The organism is Actinomadura sp. GC306 (assembly GCF_004348665.1).
In the GTDB taxonomy this organism is placed as follows: Bacteria; Actinomycetota; Actinomycetes; order Streptosporangiales; family Streptosporangiaceae; genus Spirillospora.
Genome location: NZ_SMKM01000339.1, coordinates 1 through 6,373, shown reverse-complemented (window position 1 = coordinate 6,373; position 6,373 = coordinate 1). Strand labels below are relative to the sequence as shown.

Genomic DNA, 6,373 nt, shown 5'->3' with positions numbered 1-6,373 from the left:
GCAACGCGAACGCGGCCGTGGCAACCGTCCTATTCTCCACCCCGGCGGATCGCTCCTACCAGCCGCCAGACGGCGCTTGAGGGATTGGGGGGAAGTCCCTCGCCGTCGTGTAGCTTGCGTGCCCTTGTGCAGGCATCTTCGAGACCGTCTTCGAAGTCTTGGAACTTGGTTGAGGATTTCGACCAGCCAGGACGTATCGCCTTCAGCTCTTTCTCGGCCGCCCGAGCGGACATGAAAGGCCGACTGTGCTCCTTCGTGTGCAGGATCAGCCAGAACTCGAAGCTGGGGGACGAGAGCGCGAGGTTGACCTCTGACTTCTGCGCTTCCCGAATGAGGTCTTGGACGAGTTGGTCGTCCAGTTCAGTGTCCAGGATGCACCAGACTTCGTCGTACTCGTCGGAGCGGCGGAGCCCGGCCTCCCGAACCAGACTTCGGTGATCGCATTTCGGTGCGTCGACGGCGAGTTGTGGGCCTCGCCATGTCCGCATTCCCGTGAAGTAGTCCTTCTCGGTCTTCCCCTCGCAGAGTAGGAGGAAGCTCAGCCGCTCCTCCCGTGATCCGCTCGGCCTTCGTTCGAGACTGGTCTCTCGCCCCACCTTTCCCGTTCGGGCCGCTCGCTTCGAACGCTTAGGGCTCTTCGGGGGCATCGGTGTTGTCTTCCTCTCGGGCGGCGAGCGCTGCGGCGAACAGTTCGTCTCTCAGCACTGGCACGGCACCGTAGCGGCCGGCAAGGTATCTGCGTTCCCGGTTCTCGTCCCTGCGCGGATTGAAGTCCGATACCGGGAACAGTTCCGTGGCGCCGCATTCGTCTTTTTCTGTGAACCAGATGTGGTCTCGCTTGAGGACTTCTTGCCCCTGAATCCGCCCCAGCAGGGAAACGTCATGGCTCGTGAATATCAGCTGAGCTCCGCGCGGATTGTTCTCGGGGTCGGAGAACAGCTTGATCAGCTGTGCCGTCAGGAACGGGTGCAGGCTTGAATCCAGCTCGTCCACAATGAACGGGACGCCTCTGTCCAGCGCTCGGAACGCGGGACGCGCCAGCCAGTACAAAGACTGGGTTCCCGTTGACTGCTCCCGCATCTTAAGCGCCGCTCGGCCATCGGCGCCCCTGTGCTGGAAGGAAAGTCGCTTGCGCCGGGGCGCATCTCTATCACCCATGGCGCGAGGACGCCTGCTCATGCGCGTAACGTACTCTTCTTCGCTCTCCTCGATGAGGATCGCGTCCTCGATACCGGTGTCCGCCGCACGTAGGAGCGTCACTATACGCTCCAGGTCGACATCTTCGTCAGCTAGCACCCCAGCCACGAAGTACGGCATAGCGAGATGCTGGGTTGTGCGCCACTCAATCTGCTGAAACCACTCGTAAACGGGGAGAAGAATGCGCTGCTTCGAGCGCACGGCGACAGAGAGGAAAAGGACATTCTGCTCGGTGATCTGCTCGGCCTGCTTCAAAGCCTGGGGCGAGTGCTCACCGTAGTGAAATTCATCGAGCTCCCGATGGAAGATCACACGCCGCTTCTTGTGCGGATAGCTGTACATCCACTCTTCGACGACACGCGCATCGTCAACGGCGAACCCGTAGGTGTGGCGGACGCCGTCAACGATAATGTCGGCGACGAATGTCGACGGCTCGTCCCGGGCCTGCGGGTCGAGTGCGAAGGGGTGACGTTCGACGCCTCCGCCCGGTTCGCTCTCCCTGAATGACCGGCTGACCATCGCGGTCATGTACTGCAACGCGTCGATCACGTTGGACTTGCCCGAGGCGTTGGCGCCGAAGATTCCCGCGACGGTCAGGGCCTCCCACGGGACATCGGCCGGCTCGTCGGCGTAGGACGGTGTAAGCAGCAGCTGTTGCTCATGCCGCAGCGACCGATGGTTCGCCACGCGGAAACTCAGCAGCATCGGGCCTCTGGCCTCCCATCACGGACGGTCTCACCCTCTAGTGTGCAGGAAAACTGCACGACAGGGTGTGTGTGCCTACCAGTAGCCAGGCGTAAACACCTGTGCCGGAGTTCCGATACCGATCCAAACCGTCACAGTCCTGGTAGCCCGCCCAGCGGCTTCCGGGCGTCACATGGGCGTTCACCGCGACGCGGACGACATCGTCGGGTCCCCCTGAAGCTTGCCAGTGGACACTGGTCATGTTGGCGGGGATGAGTCATAGTGCGGGCATGAAGCGATCATTCGCGGGCGCGGTCGCAGCGGCCGTGACGGCCGTCCTGCTCTCCACCCCGGCAACGGCACACGCGGACGGGGAGACCTTCACGTCGGTGCCCCTGCCCTTCTTCTGGCCCAAAGCCGAGCTACAGGAAGTGGCCGCCGACGACGCGGGCGGCGTGTGGGTCGGCGGCGCCCAGGGGGCCTACTGCGTGATGTGGGGCACCACATGCGGCCTGTTCAGCAACGGGAACCCCGTGTTGCGGCGGTGGAACGGGTCATCCTGGGCGGAGTACCCGCTCAGGGGGTGGACGGGCGAGGGCCAGATCCGCGCCGTCACCTCGTCCGGCGGTGAGACGTGGATCGGCGGCGGCACGTTGGGGCAATCCGGGAGTAGCAACTACCTCGCCCGCTTCGACGGCACCGCCTTCCAGAAGGTGGAAAGGCCCACCGAAGCCAATCTCGACGTCATCAGCACCGGCCCAGCGGGCACGTGGGTCGCGCACAGGGCAATTGGAGACGGGCCGCAGTTCAAGCTGCACAAACGCACCGGCTCGACCTGGACCGGCTACGACATTGCGCTGCGCTCCATCTCGGACCTGCAAGCCCTGACGGCCACGGACGCGTGGGCGGTCGGGAGCCGCTACCCGGACTCGGGCCCGGGCATAGCGCCGGCGATCGCCCACTTCGACGGGACGGCATGGACGGCCGTCACGCCTCCCCCCATCGCGGCGGGTGTCGCCTCCAGCTTTCTGAAGGTGGCCCCGGTAGGCCCGAACGACGTCTGGGCCCTCTCGCGCGAGCACCTCACCCATTGGAACGGCACGGAGTGGACCGTCATCCCCCTGCCCAGCGCCATCCCCAGCGCAAGGGACCTGGCCGTCGACGGCAACGGCCACCCCTGGGTCACAGCCGACTATGGCGCCCCCGTGCCGTATCGCTACAGCGGCGGAACCTGGCACCCCGCCACGATCCCGGCCGGGAAGGCGATGCGCGCCATCACACCAATGCCCGGCACCTCAACCATCTGGGGCGTCGCCAACCGAGAAGACAGGTCCAACCCCGCAGTCCTGAAGAACGGCTGATGGGTTACCAGGTAAAAGGCAACATGCGGCGTTTGTGGAGGGCGTCAGTCTGCTCGGCGTCCCCCTCAGGGGAGGCGACCATATACGAAGTGTGTGAGCGCGCGTATTCTCTCCCTGCGGCGATGTCGGCGGTCGCGGCTCTTCTCGGTTCCTTGCCAGCCGTGTTCTCCGCTCGTGGATATGGACAGTGCTGAGGCCGCGATCATGATCGTTGGTGGGACCCCGTCTTACGGCGCGGTGGTGACTGCAGTTCAATCTGCGGGGGCTGAAGAAGTTCTTGGACGGCTGGACCGGGCCACCCACCAGGCCATCCTTCTTCATCGCGGGCCTAGGCCATTGCCACCATCGGGACCGAAGTGGGCGGACGTAACCCAGGTCCCGGCGAGCTGCAAGAATGAACTTTCTGTGCGTGTTGCCGTTGGATGACGGGGTGGCGGTTCAGGCCAGCGCGGAAAGCACCGCGGCCATTTCCTCGTAGGAGCGGGCCACCGCGTCGCGGTGACCGAGCCGGAACCGCTCCAGGCGCAGCGCCCCCAAGTGCCGGGCCTCGTAGATTCGCGAGCGCAGCACCGCGCCCGCCGAGACCCGGTTCGGCACGCCGTACCCGTCCCAGAACGCGCGCCGCTCGTCGTCCTTGGCGGTAGCCATCCGGATCGTCCAGTCGGCGGCGGGGTCCCCGAACCAGGTGCGGTCGAAGTCCAGGACGCCGCTGATCGTGGGCACCGGCGCCGTCTGCGACAGCATCACGTTGACCGTCCACAGGTCTCCGGTGAGAAGCCGGGGCTGGGTGACCTCGTCCAGGACGGCGCGGTGGTCAGCGGCGATCGCAGCGACCTTGCGCAGGTCGGCCGGGTCCAAGCCCACGCCCTCGATGTCGGCGGCGATGTCCTCCAGCGACGCCAGCACCGCTTGCGACCACCTCGCATGTCCCGGTCCGGCGACCGGCCCGAAGTGCGGGCCCCGTACCCGGTGCACCGCGGCGGTGATCTCGCCGAGCTGCCGGAAGTAGCCGCCCCAGGTTTCGCGCGGATAGGCCGAGAGTCGCTCGGGCGCCGGGACGCCCTCCAGCAGGCTTTGCAGCATGTAGTCCCGGCCGATGACCTCGTGGGACCAGTCCGCGGCGATCACCCGCGGCATCAGCGGCGCGATCACCGACAGCCAGGGAATCGAGGCGTGCTCGTTGCGCATCAGCTCCCGCTCGCTGCGGAACTGGCGCTCCGGCGCTGGCGCCACCCGCAAGACCACAGCTTCGGTACCCACGATCTCGACACGGTAGGTCGAGTTGTACATCCCCGTCCCCAGCTCGACGGCGGACATCACCTGGCAGCCGGCCCCGAAGACCCGCCGTATCACCGCGCGGATCTCGTCGGCGGTCAGCGGCTGCTGGAACGCACCCTCGTCCCTGGCCAGCGGACGGTAGTCCAGCGGCATGCTGCACGCGGGCGTGGTGCGGGCCCGCCGGTCCACGACCTCGGTCCCGCGGCAGTCGGTCCTGGCGGGCCACGCCACATCACTGCGAATCAGCGTTCCCGGCGACAACGGACCGGACGGACGCGCCTGCATCCACACCGCGACAAACGACCTCCACCAAGCCCTCAAGGTCCCCCTCTCATCGTCAGGCCGCACTACCCTGCCAGCGTGACCACCGCATCGGGCCTCAACATCCAGCAGTTGCACGCCGACGCCGACCGCGATGGCATAACGAAACTCGTGGTCGGCGCCATCGTCCACGCCGATGGCCAGGTGCTCATCTTGCGCCGCTCCACTGGGGACGCGTTCATGGCCGGTATCGAAGAGTTGCCCTCAGGCGGCGTCGAGCCAGGCGAGGACCTGCTCACCGCACTGGAACGCGAACTCGCCGAAGAAGTCGGCTGGACCGGACCACTCACCCTTGATCCGGGCTTTGTCACTCATTTCGACTACATCTCCGGATCCGGCCGCGAAGCTCGCCAATACACCTTCGGTCTCGCCCACCATGGTCGGCCCATCGTCCTGAGCACCGAACACACCACCCACCGATGGCTCCACCCGGCCGGCCTGCCCGACTCCGACGTTACTGACGAGACCGCTCAGGCAATCCGGGACTGGGCCGCCCATAACCGCCTCATAACCTCGGCAACGCGGTAGGAAGGCGTCGACAATCGCGGGCGGGCTCCCCTCTGGGGTCAAGGTTGTCGGGGTCGGCGGCATAAGCAAGTCCAGGCTGTTACAGGAACTCGGGCGACTGGTAGCGGAGGCCCACCGGGCCGGGACGCGGCTCGTGGAACGCAGCGCTCGACTAAAGAACAGCCCGAGGGGCTGGATTTTTCTCTGGCCGCTGTCCGGTAGCGGCACACGGCTGTCGGAGCCCTTGGTGCCATGACAGACTGGCAGGGTGCAGGGGAAACGACGCATCGGCCGAGGCATCGGAAGGCGCCTTGGGGGACGTGGCCGGGGAACCGTGCATAGGACGTCTGCGCATGCTTCCGCACGGTGTGGGCTGCGTGCTGGCCTCGCCTGGATGCCTGCTGACACTCCATCGTGCTCTGGACGTGCCCAGCGTGCCGCTGCTCGACCATTCTATAAATTGTCGATAGGTTGGCGCGCACCCCGAAAACCCACTCCGACCTGCGCAAACGCCGCCTGGGAGATCATCTCAAAGCCCTCTCCAAGATCGCCCCGACGGGGGTTGGCGCATGATCTTGCAAACCTGCAGGTCAGACCCCGCAAAATCGGGGTACTGTCGCAGTGATCCACAAAACCGCATCGGATTGAAACCAGTACGCCAGCGCCAACGGCTCGCACTTGCGATCCGTCGCAGTGATCGACAAACCGCATCGGATCGGAACGAGCATCGGCAACGCCACTGAACTGCGAGATGGTCGCAGCTATTCACCGACCCGCATCGGACTGAAACCCTGGGTGGTCACCGGCCCGACACCGCATGCAGATAACTCGCAGTGATCAGACCCACAAGACCGATTCGCTGACGCCGATTCGTTGGCGCTGCCGTTGGACCTGGAGTTCGCTTACCAGGCGGATCTGGGTGGGTGTGGGGATAGGTCGCTCAGGCGGCGGAGGGTGGCCAGTAGGCGGGCGAGCCGTCTTCGGGGGCGGTGAGCGGTCTTGGTGGGACGTCCAGGGCGTGAGGC

The 6,373-nt window shown here is 65.6% G+C and carries 5 protein-coding genes; 2 read left to right on the top strand and 3 right to left on the bottom strand.

Going from position 1 to position 6,373, the window contains the following annotated elements; genetic code table 11:
• Positions 1–29: 29 nt before the first annotated feature.
• Both E1200_RS30025 and E1200_RS30020 read right to left on the bottom strand, forming a co-directional pair.
• Positions 30–647 carry an RloB family protein gene (locus E1200_RS30025; protein WP_131955449.1) on the bottom strand — a complete coding sequence of 206 codons (618 nt, stop codon included), beginning with the start codon at positions 645–647 and terminating at the stop codon, positions 30–32.
• Positions 628–1,902 carry an ATP-binding protein gene (locus E1200_RS30020; protein WP_131955447.1) on the bottom strand — a complete coding sequence of 425 codons (1,275 nt, stop codon included), beginning with the start codon at positions 1,900–1,902 and terminating at the stop codon, positions 628–630. The genes E1200_RS30025 and E1200_RS30020 overlap by 20 nt, the downstream gene beginning before the upstream one ends.
• 269 nt (positions 1,903–2,171) lie before the next feature.
• Here E1200_RS30020 and E1200_RS30015 point away from each other — a divergent pair, with 269 nt between their 5' ends.
• Positions 2,172–3,242: a hypothetical protein gene (locus E1200_RS30015; protein WP_131955446.1), complete on the top strand. Its 1,071-nt coding sequence runs from the start codon at positions 2,172–2,174 to the stop codon at positions 3,240–3,242.
• Between the two features lie 438 nt (positions 3,243–3,680).
• On the opposite strand, the gene E1200_RS30010 is transcribed toward E1200_RS30015, so the two are convergent.
• Positions 3,681–4,709 (bottom strand): aminoglycoside phosphotransferase family protein, encoded by a 1,029-nt coding sequence (locus E1200_RS30010; RefSeq protein ID WP_243708942.1) that lies wholly within the window; start codon positions 4,707–4,709, stop codon positions 3,681–3,683.
• Between the two features lie 171 nt (positions 4,710–4,880).
• On the opposite strand from E1200_RS30010, the gene E1200_RS34125 reads away from it, so the two are divergent.
• Positions 4,881–5,369 (top strand): NUDIX domain-containing protein, encoded by a 489-nt coding sequence (locus E1200_RS34125; RefSeq protein WP_165950522.1) that lies wholly within the window; start codon positions 4,881–4,883, stop codon positions 5,367–5,369.
• Positions 5,370–6,373: the final 1,004 nt, after the last annotated feature.

Coding starts and splice junctions, on each gene's coding strand:
- E1200_RS30020 (WP_131955447.1), bottom strand. CDS start 1,902: ATGCTGCTGAGTTTCCGCGTGGCGAACCATCGGTCGCTGCGGCATGAG.
- E1200_RS30025 (WP_131955449.1), bottom strand. CDS start 647: ATGCCCCCGAAGAGCCCTAAGCGTTCGAAGCGAGCGGCCCGAACGGGA.
- E1200_RS30015 (WP_131955446.1), top strand. CDS start 2,172: ATGAAGCGATCATTCGCGGGCGCGGTCGCAGCGGCCGTGACGGCCGTC.